The 13,430-nt window shown below is 71.5% G+C and carries 14 protein-coding genes; 7 read left to right on the top strand and 7 right to left on the bottom strand.

All coding sequences use genetic code 11. The annotated features are described in order from the left end of the window. Window positions 1–5 precede the first annotated feature (5 nt). The 3 genes from ACFPCV_RS14685 (at window position 6) to ACFPCV_RS14675 (ending at window position 3,965) form a co-directional block, all read left to right on the top strand. On the top strand, window positions 6–761 hold the full coding sequence (locus ACFPCV_RS14685; protein ID WP_378056679.1) for an ABC transporter ATP-binding protein: 756 nt from the start codon (window positions 6–8) through the stop codon (window positions 759–761). Further along, the gene (locus tag ACFPCV_RS14680) at window positions 761–3,265 is read left to right on the top strand and encodes an ABC transporter permease (protein ID WP_378056678.1); all 2,505 of its coding nucleotides are present in this window, start codon (window positions 761–763) and stop codon (window positions 3,263–3,265) included. The genes ACFPCV_RS14685 and ACFPCV_RS14680 overlap by 1 nt, the downstream gene beginning before the upstream one ends. A 61-nt stretch (window positions 3,266–3,326) precedes the next feature. Beyond that, window positions 3,327–3,965 carry a class I SAM-dependent methyltransferase gene (locus ACFPCV_RS14675; protein ID WP_378056677.1) on the top strand — a complete coding sequence of 213 codons (639 nt, stop codon included), beginning with the start codon at window positions 3,327–3,329 and terminating at the stop codon, window positions 3,963–3,965. 75 nt (window positions 3,966–4,040) lie between these two features. Here the strand turns inward: ACFPCV_RS14675 and ACFPCV_RS14670 are convergent, their stop codons facing one another. The 5 genes from ACFPCV_RS14670 to ACFPCV_RS14650 form a co-directional block, all read right to left on the bottom strand. Then, entirely contained in the window at window positions 4,041–4,673 is a 633-nt protein-coding gene (locus ACFPCV_RS14670) for a response regulator (protein WP_378056676.1), read from the bottom strand. A gap of 10 nt (window positions 4,674–4,683) precedes the next feature. Then, window positions 4,684–5,424, bottom strand: coding sequence for a maleylpyruvate isomerase family mycothiol-dependent enzyme (locus tag ACFPCV_RS14665; RefSeq protein ID WP_378056675.1), 741 nt, complete (start codon window positions 5,422–5,424; stop codon window positions 4,684–4,686). 31 nt (window positions 5,425–5,455) lie between these two features. After that, on the bottom strand, window positions 5,456–6,379 hold the full coding sequence (coaA, locus tag ACFPCV_RS14660) for a type I pantothenate kinase (protein WP_378056939.1): 924 nt from the start codon (window positions 6,377–6,379) through the stop codon (window positions 5,456–5,458). A gap of 255 nt (window positions 6,380–6,634) precedes the next feature. Continuing rightward, entirely contained in the window at window positions 6,635–7,021 is a 387-nt protein-coding gene (locus tag ACFPCV_RS14655; RefSeq protein ID WP_378056674.1) for an SCO5389 family protein, read from the bottom strand. 263 nt (window positions 7,022–7,284) lie between these two features. Next, window positions 7,285–7,890: a macro domain-containing protein gene (locus ACFPCV_RS14650; protein WP_378056673.1), complete on the bottom strand. Its 606-nt coding sequence runs from the start codon at window positions 7,888–7,890 to the stop codon at window positions 7,285–7,287. Window positions 7,891–8,021: 131 nt separating this feature from the next. Between ACFPCV_RS14650 and pheA the strand changes: the two genes are divergently transcribed. Beyond that, the gene (pheA, locus tag ACFPCV_RS14645) at window positions 8,022–8,942 is read left to right on the top strand and encodes a prephenate dehydratase (RefSeq protein ID WP_378056672.1); all 921 of its coding nucleotides are present in this window, start codon (window positions 8,022–8,024) and stop codon (window positions 8,940–8,942) included. 690 nt (window positions 8,943–9,632) lie between these two features. Here pheA and ACFPCV_RS14640 read toward each other — a convergent pair. Beyond that, a complete protein-coding gene (locus ACFPCV_RS14640) occupies window positions 9,633–9,980 on the bottom strand; it encodes a hypothetical protein (protein WP_378056671.1) in 348 nt (115 codons plus the stop codon). 89 nt (window positions 9,981–10,069) lie between these two features. Between ACFPCV_RS14640 and ACFPCV_RS14635 the strand changes: the two genes are divergently transcribed. Further along, window positions 10,070–11,023, top strand: a complete 954-nt coding sequence (locus ACFPCV_RS14635; RefSeq protein ID WP_378056670.1) for an ATP-binding cassette domain-containing protein — start codon at window positions 10,070–10,072, stop codon at window positions 11,021–11,023. Beyond that, on the top strand, window positions 11,020–11,820 hold the full coding sequence (locus tag ACFPCV_RS14630) for an ABC transporter permease (protein ID WP_378056669.1): 801 nt from the start codon (window positions 11,020–11,022) through the stop codon (window positions 11,818–11,820). Before ACFPCV_RS14635 ends, ACFPCV_RS14630 begins: the two co-directional genes overlap by 4 nt. On the opposite strand, the gene ACFPCV_RS14625 is transcribed toward ACFPCV_RS14630, so the two are convergent. Further along, window positions 11,810–12,574: an arylamine N-acetyltransferase family protein gene (locus ACFPCV_RS14625; RefSeq protein WP_378056668.1), complete on the bottom strand. Its 765-nt coding sequence runs from the start codon at window positions 12,572–12,574 to the stop codon at window positions 11,810–11,812. The two genes, ACFPCV_RS14630 and ACFPCV_RS14625, sit on opposite strands and share 11 nt — an antisense overlap. A gap of 269 nt (window positions 12,575–12,843) precedes the next feature. On the opposite strand from ACFPCV_RS14625, the gene ACFPCV_RS14620 reads away from it, so the two are divergent. Next, on the top strand, window positions 12,844–13,272 hold the full coding sequence (locus ACFPCV_RS14620) for a hypothetical protein (protein WP_378056667.1): 429 nt from the start codon (window positions 12,844–12,846) through the stop codon (window positions 13,270–13,272). Window positions 13,273–13,430 lie beyond the last annotated feature (158 nt).

The raw sequence follows: 13,430 nt of genomic DNA, 5'->3' as shown, positions 1-13,430 counted from the left end.
ACCCCATGAGCCCGGACGTGGTGCGGCTTGCCGACGTGCGGAAAACGTACGGCGGCAGGCGCAACGCCGTGACCGCCCTCGACGGCGTCACCATCGGCTTTCCCAGGGGGAGCTTCACCGCCGTCATGGGTCCCTCCGGCTCCGGCAAGAGCACGTTCCTGCACTGCGCCGCCGGGCTTGACCGCCCGACCAGCGGCTCCGTGCTGATCGAGGACGAGGAGCTGTCGAAGCTCTCCGAGGTCGCGTTGACCAAGCTGCGGCGGGACCGTGTCGGGTTCGTCTTCCAGGCCTTCAACCTGCTGCCCGCGTTCTCCGTGCAGGACAACGTGACGTTGCCGCTTCGCCTGGCCGGCAAGCGGGTCAGGAGCGACGTCGTCGACCGGGTGCTGGCGCAGGTCGGGCTCGCCGAGCGCCGCAGGCACCTGCCCGGCGAGCTGTCCGGTGGGCAGCAGCAGCGCGTCGCGATCGCCCGCGCGCTGATCACCCGCCCGGCCGTCATGTTCGCCGACGAGCCGACCGGTGCCCTCGACACCCGCACCGCCCGCGACGTGCTGAACCTGCTGCGCGCGTCGGTCGACCAGATCGCGCAGACCGTCGTCATGGTGACCCACGACCCGGTCGCGGCGTCCTACGCCGACCGGGTCGTGTTCCTCGCCGACGGCAGGCTGGTCGGCGAACTGCGCGGGCCCACCGCCGAGGCCGTCGCCGAGCGCATGACGCACCTCGGCGCCTGGGCCGACGAGCCAGCGGCGGTGCGGTGATGCTGCGGATCGCGTTGCGGACACTGCGGTTCCGCAAGGGCGCGTTCGTCGCGACGTTCCTCGCGATGACGTTCGGCGCCGTGCTGGTGGCGGCCTGCGCCGGGCTGATGGAGACCGGTATCCGGGGCGAGGTCCCGGCGCAGCGGCTGGCGGCCGCGCGGTTCGTGGTGACCGGCAGCCAGACGTGGGCGATGCCGAAGGAGAACCCGGCCGACCCGGAGGAGGACGGCGAGGCCGCGTACCTGCCGGAACGCGTGCGGCTGTCCGGCGAGCTGGTCGGCGAGGTGGCGCGGGTGCCGGGGGTGGCGGCCGCGGTCGGGGAGGTGTCGGTGCCGGTGCTGGCGGGGGAGCACCGGGTCGAGGGCCGGGGGTGGTCGTCGGCGGCGCTGACACCGGTGTCGCTGGTGGCGGGACAGGTGCCCGCGACGGGGGAGGTCGTGCTCGGCCAGGGGACGGGCGCGACGCTGGGCGAGCGGGTCGAGCTGGTCGTGCGGGGGAGCGCGGAGACGTTCACGGTGTCGGGTCTCGTGCCTGGGCAGGCCGTGTTCTTCGCCGACGACCAGGTCGCCCGGCTCGCCGGGCACGCGGGGACGGTCGACCTGATCGGGGTGCTCGTCGAACCCGGCGCCGACCCGGCCGCGGTGTCCGGCGGGATCGGCGAGCTGCTGCCCGGCCGGAACGCGACCCTGCTGTCCGGGGACGAGCGCGGGCTCGCCGAGTTCGCCGGGGCCGAGAAGGCGGGCGAGAACCTCATCGTGCTGTCCGCGGTGTTCGGCGGGCTCGCGACGATGGTCATGCTGTTCGTGGTGTCCACGACGCTGGGCCTGTCGATCCAGCAGCGGCAGCGCGAGCTGGCGCTGCTGCGGGCGATCGGCACCACGCCGGGCCAGCTGCGGCGCATGGTGGTCGGCGAGACGCTGTTCATGGCGGTGTTCGCGGCCGGTGCCGGGCTGGCGCTCGGCGGCCTGTTCGGTGCGTGGCTGTTCGACCGGCTGGCGGGCAACGGGATCGTGCCGACGGCGATGACGTACCACTCCGGCTGGGTCCCGATGGTCGTCGCGTCCGGTGCGGTGCTGGCCGGCTCGTTCCTCGGTGCGCTGATCGCGGGCCGCAAGGCGGCGCGGACCAGGCCGACGGAGGCGCTCGCCGACGCCGCGATCCAGCGCAGGTGGCTGTCGTGGGTGCGGGTCCTGCTCGCGGTGCTGGCGTTCGGCGGCGGGATCGCGCTGTTCATCGTGACGATCGCGGTGATGACCGGCCCGATCGCGGCGAGCACGGCGGGCCCGTCGGTGATGCTGTGGGCGATCGCGCTGGCACTGGTGTCGCCGGGGGTCACGAAGGTGGCGCTGGCGGTGCTGCGGTGGCCGGTGCGTGCGTTCACCGGCACCGCGGGCCACCTCGCGACGCTGTCGGCGAGGACCCGCGCGGTGCGGATGGCTGCCGTGGTCACGCCGATCATGCTCGCCACCGGCGTGGCGACGGCCAACATCTACCTGCAGACCACGTCGACCGCGGTGGCCAACGCCGCCTTCGCCGACAACCTGCGGGCCGACCTGGTGCTGACGTCGCGGACCGGCATCCAGGGCGACGTGCTCGACGAGGTCCGCTCGGTGCCCGGCGTGACGGCCGCGTCGGAGTTCGCGACGAGCACGGTGTTCGTGGCGAAGCCGCACGACCCGGCGCTGTCGGAGGACGGCTGGACCGTGCAGGGCGTCACCGGCGCCGCGGCCACCGAGACCACCGCGGTCACCCCGTCGTCGGGTTCGCTCACGGACCTGACCGGCGACACGGTGGCGCTGCCTGCGGCGCACGCGGCCACGCTCGGCAAGGACGTCGGCGACACGATCACCGTCCTGATGGGCGACCGCGCCGAGGTGCCGGTCCGGATCGTCGCGCTCTACCCGGCGCCGGAGGGCTTCGAGACGTTGCTGATGCCCGCGTCGCTGGTGGCCGGGCACACCACGTCGGGCCTGCCGACGCAGATCATGATCCGCACCGGGGACCCGGCCGCGGCGACCGCCGCGCTGGCGCCGGTGCTCGCCGGGCACCCCGGCCTGGCGGTGGTGGACCGCGACGCACTGGTGGCGGGCCACGCGAAGGATCAGGAACTCGGCGCGTGGATCAACTACCTGATGGCAGGCATGATCATCGCCTACACCGCGATCTCGGTGGTGAACAGCCTGGTCATGGCCACGACCGCCCGGCGCCGCGAGTTCGGGCTGCAGCGCCTGACCGGCTCCACCCGCGGGCAGTTGCTCCGCATGATGACGGTCGAGGCAGGCATGGCCACGGTCATCGGCGTGGCACTGGGCACGTTGGTCGCGGGCATGACGCTGATGCCGTTCACGCTGGTCACGGACGGCTCGCTGCTGCCGAAGGGCCCGATCGAGGTGTACCTCGGCGTGGTCGGCGCGGCGGCACTACTCACCTTCGGCTCGACCATGGTGGCCACCTGGGCGAGCCTGCGGACCCGGCCCGTCGAGGCGGCTGTCGCACCCGCCTGACCGGCCGAAGCGCCGCGGGCGGTCCCACTGGGGCCGCCCGCGGTCGCGTTACGGTGCCGGGGTGGACTTCCTCGCCGACACCAGGCGTTCCTACGACGTCTCGGCCGACGACTACGCGGCGTGGATCCGCGACGAGCTGGCCGCCAAGCCGTTCGACCGGTCGGTGCTCGCGGTGTTCGCGGAGCTGGTGCGCGGCCCGGTGGCGGACGTCGGCTGCGGCACCGGGCGCGTCGCCGCCCACCTCCACGACCTCGGCGTCGACGTGACGGGCCTCGACCTGTCGCCGGGCATGCTGGCCGCCGCCCGCCGCACCTACCCGCACCTGCGTTTCGCCGAGGCCACGATGACCGCGCTGCCGGTCGCGGACGGTGCCCTCGGCGGCGTGATCGCCTGGTACTCGACGATCCACGTCCCCGACTCGCACCTCCCCGCGGCACTGGCGGAGTTCCGCCGGGTCCTGAGCCCCGGCGGCCACCTGCAGCTGGCGTTCCAGTCCGGCGGCGGCGCCGAGCACCGCACCAGGGCGGGCCGCCACGAGGTGGCACTGACATTCCACCGCCGCGACCCGGCCGAGCTGGCGGACCGGTTGCGCGACAACGGCTTCACGGTCCGGGCGCAGCTGCTCCGCGCACCCGACACCGACGGCCCGTACCCGGAGAACACGCCGCAGGCCTACGTTCTGGCCCGCGCACCTGGCTGAGCGACCCGCCACGGCGTGGCGCACGGACGCGGCCTCGGCCGGTACGAGATCACCGACGAGTGCCGCGAGTGGTGATCAGCGCTGCGGGCGGCGCGCGAACCACGCGACCGCCTGCGTGCGCCGCTCCATGCCGAGCTTCGCCAGCACCGACGTCACGTAGTTCTTGACCGTCTTCTCCGCGAGGAACAGCCGTTCCGCGATCTGCCGGTTCGACAGGCCCTCACCCATCAGCTCCAGCACGGCCCGCTCCCGTTCGGTGAGCCCGGCCAGCTCGTCGGCCGCCGCGTCCTTGCGCATCCGCTCCAGCACGTGTGCCGTCGTCACCGGGTCCAGCAGCGACCGCCCGGCCGCGACCTCACGCACCGCGTCCACCAGCTCCTGCCCGCGCACCTGCTTGAGCAGGTACCCGGACGCGCCCGCCATGATCGCCTCGACCAGCGCGCGCTCGTCGTCGAACGCGGTCAGCACCAGGCACCTCGGCGGCGGCTCCAGTTGCCGCAGCGCACGGCACAGCCCCACCCCGTCGCCGTCCGGCAGCCGCATGTCGACCACCACGACGTCCGGCAACGTGGCACCGACCCGCGCCAGCGCCTCCTCGACACCGCCGGCCTCGGCCACCACCTCGATGCCGGGCTCACCGTCGAGCAGGTCACGCAGCCCGCGCCGCACCACCTCGTGGTCGTCGACCAGCGCCACCCTCACGGCCATGCCGGTCAGCCTATTGCGTGGTGACCCCCAGCATCGCCCGCAGCTTCCCGATCACCCACCGGTTGCCGTCCAGCCGGACCGCGTCGTCGTCCGCGCGCCTCCACACCCACCGCAGCACCGCGCCCGGCGCACCGAACACCCCCGCCTCCGAGGCGGACTCGCCGCGCACCACCGTGACCTCGGCAGGCCCGAGCCGCACCTGCCAGCCAGCGCCCTCGGTCGCGATCTGCACGGTCCGCCCGTCGCAGTCGGCGAGGTGCTCACCCAGCTCATCCGGGTACTCCGCCGACGCGTACGCGAGGAAGCACGTCAGCACCTCGTCGAGGCCGTCCTCCGCGAGGTCGGCCGGGATCGGGTCGTGCGCCACCCCGGCCGCCAGCTCCGCGTCCAGCCGGTGGATGACGGTCTCGTGTGCCATGCGCCGCAACCAGAACCCCACCGTCTGGTCCGGTTCGTACCAGGTCAGGGCCCGGTCGGCCATGTCACGCGTGGAGAACTCGCCGACGAGCTGCCGGTAGGCGTCGTCGAGCGCGGTCAGCGGGTCCGGTAACTCGGGCGGCCACGGCGCGGGCCAGACCCCCTGCCGCATGGTCTCGGTCTTGTGCAGGTACACCTCGGCCACGTGCTCGGCCAGGTCGGCACCGGTCCATCCCGGGCAGGTCGGCACCGGCGCGTCCACGGCGCCCTCGACCACCGCACGCAGCCGCGTGAAGTCGGCGTCGAGGCACTCCAGGAATCTCTGCTCGTCCACGGCCGCCACCCAACCACGGACCACCGACAATTCAGAGCTTGCGCAGCCGCACCCGGCTGATCCGGTGGTCGGCGTTCTTCCTGAGCACCAGCGACGCCCTCGGCCGCGTCGGCAGGATGTTCCGCACCAGGTTCGGCTCGTTGATCTTCTGCCACAGCTTCGCCGCCTCGGCACGTGCCTCGTCGTCGGTCAGCCCGGCGTAGTGGTGGAAGTGCGAGCCGGGGTCGGCGAACGCCGTGTCCCGCAGCGTGAGGAACCGCTCCACGTACCAGCGCGCGATGTCCTCGGTGTGCGCGTCGACGTAGACCGAGAAGTCGAACAGGTCCGCCACCGTGAGCCCCTGGCCGGGCAGCAGTACGTTCAGGCCCTCGATGATGAGGATGTCCGGCTTGCGCACGACCTGCGTCTCACCGGGCACGATGTCGTACGCGAGGTGCGAGTACACCGGCGCGTGCACCTCCGGCGAGCCGGACTTCACGTCCGAGACGAACCGCAGCAGGCTGCGCCGGTCGTAGCTCTCGGGGAACCCCTTGCGGCTCATCATGCCGCGCCGGATCAGGTCGGCCTTCGGCCACAGGAACCCGTCGGTGGTGACGAGGTCCACATGCGGGTGGTCCGGCCAGCGCGCCAGCAGCGTCCGCAGCAGCCGCGCCGTGGTCGACTTGCCGACGGCGACGCTGCCCGCGACCCCGATCACGAACGGCACCTGCTGCGCGGTCTCGCCGAGGAACGACGTGGTGTCCGCGAACAGGCGCTGGTGCGCGGCCACCCGCAGGCTGATCAGGCGGGAAAGCGGCAGGTAGACGTCGACGACCTCGTCCAGGTCGACCGGGTCGCCGAGGCCGCGCAGGCGGACCAGCTCGTCGAGGGTGAGGGTCAGCGGCGTGGCACGCCTCAGCTCTCGCCACTGGTCGCGACGCAGCTCCACGTACGGACTGAGGTCGCGGGTCTTCACCGCCACGTCGACAAACGTTAGGGCGTCACGGCACCTGGAGCACTGTGACGCACTACACGCTCCGGCCGCCTACCCCGGCCGGCCAGCCCGTGGTGGCCCGATCCCTCGTCCGCGGGCGCGCCGTCGCCGAGGCGCGGAAACCCAACCGGAAATCCCCGAACGCGGCGAGCCGGAACCGGCCGTGAAACTGACCAAGGAATTGCCATAACTGCATACGTCACGCGACGAAAAGGGAGCCGCGCGGGCTCCCTTTTCTCAGCAGTTGACCAATTCGGGGCTCTGGTTCAGCAGCTGCGCCCTCGGGCTGGTGAACTCGGCGTGCGCGGAGTGCGCGGCCGGGTCGAACAGCGCGAGGCGGTGACAGTTCTGGAACGCGAGCCGGACGTTGAAGTGCCGCTCCACCGCCGCACGCATCGCGTCGCTGCCGACGAGCCGCAGCAGCTGACCGCGTGCTGTCTCGTCCGGCGGCTCCGTCTGGTTGTCGGCGAAGGGCCCACCGGTGGTCGAGAGCCGCTCCGCGACGTCGGTGACGACCGACCACGCGTAGGGCAGCGAGTCACGGATGCAGGCGATGAAATCGTCGTCGGACACCGGTCCCTGCTGGGCTTTCTCCAACAGGTCGGTGGGCACCGTTAACGACATTCGACCTCCTTGCTAGGAAATTCCGGTCATCACCCACTTAACCCGGCGTGCCGGTATTTGGCGAGCCATCCATAGTGTGAACTTCCCGGCCGCATTTCGTCACAGTCAGACACCGCGCCGCCGAACACGGGCACGGCGGCCACCGGCGTTCGTGTTGAATGAACGCATCGACAGGAGACGTCCGGCAGCCCGCTCATGGTGGCCACCTACCTGCTGACAGCCGCCGCGGTGGTCCTCGTGAGAACCCGGGAACCCGCGACCCGTCACCGATCCGGTCGTGGGGCGAACACCTCGTCCCACGCGGCCATCACCTGCCGGGCGCACACCTCGGGCGGTACCCCGCCGATCCCGGTGCCGAGGCCGGGCATGGCGATGGTCGAGACCACCGCGCGCACCGGCCGGTCGTCGTCGAGCCTGCCGTCGCGCCACATCCGGAACACCGCGCGTGCCGCCAGGTACGGGTGCACCGTGTCCTGCGGCAGTCGCTCGCCGGGCTCCCGCATCGTCGGCGCGCTGATCAGCCACGGGGGCGCCGCGACGTCGGTCGGCACGATCACCGCCTGACCGACGGGGAGCTCGCCGCCGTGGTAGGCCAGCACGGCGCTGCGCACGTGCTGTTCGATCGCGGGGAAGGCACTCGCGTAGACCGCGTCGATCCCGCCGCGCATCCACCCGTACGAGTTGGCCGGGCTCACGACCGCGTCCGCGGGCACGTCCAGCGTCGAGCCGCGATGCGTGTGCACCTCCTGCCGCCCGTCCGCGGCGACCTCCCACGCCGCCGCGAGTGGATCTTCGACGGCGCACAGTACGAGTCGAAGCGGTTCCCTGGTCGCGGTCCCCGCTTGCGAAGCCTCTTCGGCGGCGGTCACGGTTTCAGCATGGCATTTGGATGGCACTGCGCGTAACCGCTATCTGGTAACTGGTAGCCCTGACAGGTGAAGTCTTGGTGCACTCCATCGGGCGTGCCGGCAACACTGAGCTGCCCGGCTAGGGTGGCGTGGTGCCGAGCATCGCGTACTTCGGGCCGCAGGGGACCTTCTCCGAGCAGGCCGCGCTCGCGGCCGGGCGCCCGGACCACACACTCGTGCCGGAAGCGACGGTGCCGGAGGCGCTCGACGCCGTCCGGCACGGCCGCGCCGACCTCGCGTGCGTGCCGGTGGAGAACTCCGTCGAGGGCGCGGTGTCCGCCACCATGGACGCGCTCGCCGTCGACGAACCGCTGGTCGCGGTCGCCGAGGTCGTGCTGCCGGTCCGGTTCTCCCTGCTCGCGCGCCCCGGCACGACGCTCGCCGGCATCCGGTCCGTCGCGAGCCACCCGCACGCGCTCGCGCAGGTCCAGGGCTGGCTCGCGAAGCACGTCAGCCAGGCCGCCCAGCTCGCCGCGACCTCGACGGCGGCCGCCGCGGTCGGGGTGCTCGACGGCAACTGCGACGCCGCCATCACCGCGCCTGTCGCGGCCGAGCACTACGCGCTGGCGGTGCTGGAGACCGGCATCGCGGACGTCGACGACGCGGTCACCCGCTTCCTCGTGCTGCAGCGGCCCGGCGAGCTGCCAACGCCGACCGGCTCGGACCGCACCTCGATCGTCGCCGTCGCCGCCTACCAGCGCACCGGCGTGCTCGCCGAGATGCTCACCGAGCTCGCGCTGCGCGGCATCAACCTGAGCCGCATCGAGTCCCGCCCGATGAAGGGCCGTCTCGGCGAGTACCGCTTCTACCTGGACTTCGACGGGCACGTGGCGGAACAGCGGGTCGCCGACGCGCTCGCCGCGCTGCACCGCCGCTGCCACGAGGTCCGCTTCCTCGGCTCCTACCCGAAGGCGGACGGCACACCGACCCTCGCGGGGACCGACAACGCCGACGCGGACTACGCCGCCGCCACCGACTGGGTGACCACGGTGCGTGAGGGCCGCACCGGCTAGCCGATTGGTTCCGTGAAGATCACGTGAAGTGTCTTGGTGTACGAACCGGTCATCAGGCAACCCCCCCACACCCCCGCGGGCGCCGGACGGGGCGCGGCCGATGCCGTGAAAGGCGCGTTCACGGCACAACAAGTGCCGTCAATGGGCCATTCACGGCGCCCAGCGCCGTCAATGCGCCTTTCACAGCACTGCCAACGCCGTCAACGCGCCTTTCACAGCACCAAACCAGGCCGCTACGCGCCCGGGCCCCGCGAAGCGGGGCCCTTGCCCGCCAGACGGGCCCGCAACCCCACGCAACACCGACGGTGGCGCAAGCCCACCCAAAAGGGGCTCCCTGCCATCCCGTCGACCTGGCAGCGCCCGATCACGCCGCGTCAAGGGGGGCCAAACACCCGAATCACAACACGCACGAATCGGCCCCCCTTGGCGCGGTGTGATAGCCCGTAGGGAGGTCGACGGGATGGCAGGCAGACCCGAACCCAACCGCCGCCGAACAGCCCCTCCGCCACCCCGGAGACCTGCCCGTCCGGCGAGGACAAACCCACCACAAAAGCCGCAGCCAGCACACCCGGGCCGAAACGACGCGACCAGCACACGAACGACCGCCCGCTCACACCAACTTCACGGAATCGATCAGCCGCGAAGCGGGGCCCAGCCCGCGCAACCCTGACCGTGGCGCACTCGCAACACCTAGTGCCCCGCGCAGAGGCCCTTGGCCCGGTCCACCGCGGCGCGCATCTTCTCGAAGTCGAACTGCCGCATCGACCGCACGGCGTCCGACAGCGCGTCCGCGAGCGGCTGGTACTCCGGGTCCGCCTTCGCGACCGACGGCATCACCTCGCCGACGGCCCACCGCCGCAGGTCCTCCAGCGACGTGTTCTCGTCCGGCACCGGGGTCCGCTCGACCACCCCGCACACGGCCGCGACGTCGCTGTCCCCGCCGTCTCCGCCGCCGGTGAGCGACCACACCAGGCTGGCGATCCCGGCGCCGAACACCACCCCGATGGCCAGTCCGATCACGACGGCCCGTGCGTTCATCGACTTCTCCTCACCGCGTAAACCGCGCGAAATTTGTCGGTCCTCCGGTCTACAGTCCGCGACGTCACACCGACCAACCGGGGGAGCGCATGTCCACCGACATCGCCGTACGGGCGGAAGCGCTGGTGAAGACCTTTGGGTCCACCCGCGCGCTCGACGGTATCGACCTGGAGATACCGGCCGGCACCGTGCTGGGGCTGCTCGGGCCCAACGGCGCGGGCAAGACCACCGCGGTCCGCATCCTGACCACCCTGTTGCGCCCCGACTCGGGACGCGCGTGGGTGGCAGGGCACGACGTGCTGGCCGACCCCGACGCGGTGCGCAGGTCCATCGGGCTCTCCGGCCAGTACGCGGCCGTCGACGAGAACCTGACCGGCTTCGAGAACCTGTACATGGTCGGGCGGCTCTACGGCATGAACAAGCCCGACGCCCGCGCTCGTGCCACCGAGCTGATCAGCAGGTTCCGGCTCACCGACGCCGCGGCGCGGCCGTCGAAGACCTACTCCGGCGGCATGCGGCGGCGGCTCGACCTCGCAGGCGCGCTGGTGGCCGCGCCGCGGGTGGTGCTGCTCGACGAGCCGACCACGGGGCTCGACCCGCGCGGGCGGCTCGACACGTGGGAGGTCATCGGCGAGCTGGTGGCCGACGGCACGACCGTCCTGCTGACCACGCAGTACCTGGAGGAGGCCGACCAGCTGGCCGACACGATCCTCGTGATCGACCACGGCAGGGTCATCGCGAGCGGCACCGCCGACCACCTGAAGGGCGAGGTCGGTGGCGAGCGGCTGGACATCGTGGTCGCCGACGAGGCCGACGTGGTGGTGGCGAGCCGGGTCCTCGCCGAGGTCGGCTCGGCGGAGCCGACCGTCGACCGGCACGGCAAACGGGTGCAGGTGCTGGTCGACGCTGGCGCGAAGTCGCTGGTGGAGGCGCTGCGCAGACTGGATGTCGAGAACGTGACCGTGCTCGACGTCGGACTGCACCGCCCGACACTCGACGACGTGTTCCTGTCGCTCACCGGCCACGCGACGGAGGAGTCATGACCGTCCTGACCCAGGGCCTTCGCGACGGCGGCATCGTCGCGTGGCGCAACCTGCTCAACGTCCGCCGCAACGCCGACTGGCTGTTCGCCGCGGTGGTGCAGCCGATCATGTTCGTGCTGCTGTTCGCGTACGTGTTCGGCGGCGCGCTCGGTGGCGGGCAGTACCGCGAGTTCCTGATCGCGGGCATCTTCGTGCAGACGATCGCGTTCAACTCGGCGTTCACCGTGATCGGGCTGTGCAACGACCTGCAGAAGGGCATCATCGACCGGTTCCGGTCGTTGCCGATGTCCCGGCTCGCGGTGCTGCTCGGCAGGACGACGTCCGACCTCGTGGTGTCGTCGCTGGCGCTGCTGATCATGTCGCTGTGCGGTCTGCTGGTCGGCTGGCGGATCCGGGGCAGCTTCCTCGACGCGGTGCTGGCGTACCTGCTGCTGTTGCTGTTCGGCTTCGCGATGTCGTGGATCGGCGCGCTGATCGGGCTGTCGGCGCCGAGCGTCGAGGTGGCGCAGAGCGCGGGCCTGATGTGGCTGTTCCCGCTGTCGTTCATCTCGTCGGCGTTCGTCGGTGCGGGCACGATGCCGGGGCCGTTGCGGGTGATCGCGGAGTGGAACCCGTTCACGGCGGTGATCCAGTCGGTGCGTGACCTGTTCGGCAACGAGGCGCCGCCGAACATGGTGCCGCCGCCGGGCTGGCCCGCGGACAACGCGGTGCTCTACGCGCTGCTGTCGTCGTTCGCGATCCTGGCGGTGTTCGTGCCGCTGGCGGTGGCGAAGTACCGGAGGGTGGCTAGCAAGTAGGCACCCGCGGCGGCAGGAACCCGACGTGTTTCTCGTACGCCGCGAGGACTTCGTCGTCGGTGGCGATGGCCGTCTCGGTCCGCGCCCCGTGCACGGTCTCGATCAGGCGGTCGCCGCGGATGGTGACGCGCCCGCTCCCGGTCGCGCGTGAGCACCGGGGTCCGGACCGGAAGTGCGAGTCGGGCGCGTTCGCGTGCCACCAGGCGAGGCGGGCGAAGTCGGCGATCCTGCGTGCTTTCGACTCCGCCCGGTACCGCGGCACGCCGTCCATGAGCACGTCGACGTCCCCGCCCGGCGCGTCGAGAACCAGGAACGAGCCCGACGGGTCGTCCTGCGCCTCCGGCCAGTCGAGCCGCAGCGGGTAGGTCGAGTGCGCGCCGAAACCGACGTCGACGAGGTACCGCTCGTCCAGTTCGACGAGGAGCACGAGGTGGTCGAAGGCGGGCGAGAGCGTGCCGTCGGCACCGAACACGGAGGCGGCGAGCAGGCGCACGTCGTACCCGAGCGCGGCCAGCAACGCCGCGAACGCCCCGTTGAGCTCGTAGCAGAACCCGCCACGCCGCCGCCGGACGATCTTGTCGACGAGGGTGTCCTCGTCGAGCGCGACCGGTTCCCCGAGGTGGATCGAGAGGTTCTCGAACGGCACGGTCTCGAGGTGCCGCCGGTGCAGGTCCCGGAGCGCGGCGACGTCCGGCGCGGCGGGCCGGCGGGCACCGATCCGGTCGAGGTAGCGGCCAGCGGTGTCGAGGTCCATGCGTACACGGTGACCGCTCCACCTAGGTAGAGGTCAAGCAGGAATCTTTTCTCCAAAGTACCAGTTTCGCCGAAATACTTGACGGATCCATGGTGCTCGGCGCTAATGGATATTGCTGGACCGAAGCAGGATTCGTAACAACCGGGAAACGGTGAGAGGTGCTACCGATGACCTGATGACCCGTCGGCGCTGCCGGGTCGACCTTGTCGCAGCACCGTGCCGTCGTTCCTGGGGGTGGACGGCATGAGTGGCTGGAGGTGCAGGGCATCATGAACACGTTTCTGATCGCGTTGGGCATTGTCGTCGTTCTGGTTTTCGTCACGAGGTTGGTGACGGGAAAGCGGCGCACCCGTGAGCTGGACAGGGACTTCTCACTCGAACTGGCCTGCGGTCGTTCCCGGGCGCTGCTGAGCGCCGCGACCGCCGCCAGGGGTGTCCTGTGGGAAGTCGAGTTCACCGACAACGGCCTGCGCACCAAGCACATCCGCGCCCGCAACACGGTCCACGTGGCGATCTCGGACCTCCCCGGCCGCGGCGGCCGCAGCGTGGCGAAGGTGTGGACTCGCTACGCCCTGACGGACGCGACGCTGATCCAACGTCCCCGCTCCTACACCGACACCCGCCGCAAGCGCGACCGGATCATCCGGGCCCTGACGGCACACGCGAGCACGCGCCCCCGGGACGCGCAGATCCGCTGACGAACGCCGGCAGGCCCCGCTCCCACAAGGGAAGCGGGGCCCGCTGCCCCATCACTGTCCGTGAAGAGCTGCCGTTTGTTCTTACCCGATGTGGGGTAGTTCTGGTGGGAAGCAACCCAGGGCGCGGCCGAACGTCCCTGCAAGTAGAAGTCAGAAGA

This window comes from Actinophytocola glycyrrhizae, from assembly GCF_042653545.1.
GTDB classification, from domain to species: Bacteria; Actinomycetota; Actinomycetes; order Mycobacteriales; family Pseudonocardiaceae; genus Actinophytocola; species Actinophytocola glycyrrhizae.
The sequence above is the reverse complement of the archived record's forward strand: the minus strand, read 5'-3'. Positions and strand labels throughout refer to the sequence as shown.